This is a genomic window from Streptomyces europaeiscabiei (assembly GCF_001550375.1).
Classification (GTDB): Bacteria; Actinomycetota; Actinomycetes; order Streptomycetales; family Streptomycetaceae; genus Streptomyces; species Streptomyces europaeiscabiei.
The window spans coordinates 1-1,042 of record NZ_LRTR01000149.1; the positions used below are offsets into that span (position 1 = coordinate 1).

Genomic DNA, 1,042 nt, shown 5'->3' on the forward strand with positions numbered 1-1,042 from the left:
CGCCACGACCGCGGCCCCGGCCGCCTCCGCGGCTTCCTCCGGCACCCCGTCGGCTCCCTGCCGCAGCATCCGTACCGCCCGGTCCCCCAGCTCCAGACCCCGGCGGCCGCCCGTCGCCGTGCCGAGGGCGGAGAGGGCGCGGCCCAGTACGCGGGGGGTGTTCCAGACGGTCGCGAGGCGGAGTTCCTGTTCGGCGAGGGCCAGTGCCTCGTGGGGGCGGCCGAGGGCGAGGTGGCATGCGGCGGCGGCGGTGCGCCAGGGCGTGACGACGGGGCTGGCGACGTCCCGGGCGGACTGGCGGCGGCCGCACTCCAGGAAGTCGTCGAGGGCGGCCGCCGGGTCGCCGGTGGCGACGCGCAGGAGGCCCCGGGCGTAGAGGAAGCGGTTCAACTCCCAGGAGTCGTGGGCGCGTTGGAGGTCGAAGGCGTCGGCGAGGCGGGCGGCCTCGTCCGTACGGCCGGTCTCCACGAGGGCGATGACCGCGTGGGCCAGCGCGTTGGCGGACTCGGGGCGGCCGGCGACCGCGCGCGAGACCTCGCGGTCGGCCAGGACCTCCTCGTGGGCGCCCCGTGCGGCGGCGATGTCGATACGGACGTTGAGGAGGGCCAGATGCATGGGGTGGAGGAGGGAGGTGCGCTGGCCGCTGAGGCCGCGGTGGACGAGGCGTCCGGCCTCGTCGAGCCGGTCGGCCCACTGGGCGACGGCGGCGGCGGTGCCCAGCAGGAAGACCTCGGACAGCGGGTCGGCCGGCTGGGCGAGCAGGGCCCGGACCCGGTGCATCGCCGAGGCCGCCGAGATCAGGCCGGCGGTGGCCTCGTAGCGGACGAGGAGCGCCTGTCCGGCGGTGCCGACCAGGTGGGGCGAGCGTTCGGCGGTCTCGCGCAGCCAGCGGTACACCTCCTGCCGTACGCCCTGGTCGTGGTCGGAGAGCAGCGCGGAGGCGGTCTGGACCGTGCGGATCAGGTCCGGGTGACCCGTCAGGTGCTCGTCGCGCAGCCCGCGCAGCACGTCGACGGCGGCGCGGGCCTCGCCCCGGCGGGCC

1 pseudogene is annotated in these 1,042 nt (G+C 77.3%); it reads right to left on the reverse strand.

The annotated features are described in order from the left end of the window. Positions 1-56, reverse strand: a pseudogene (locus AWZ10_RS55710) (hypothetical protein); the annotation flags it as partial. Positions 57-1,042: the final 986 nt, after the last annotated feature.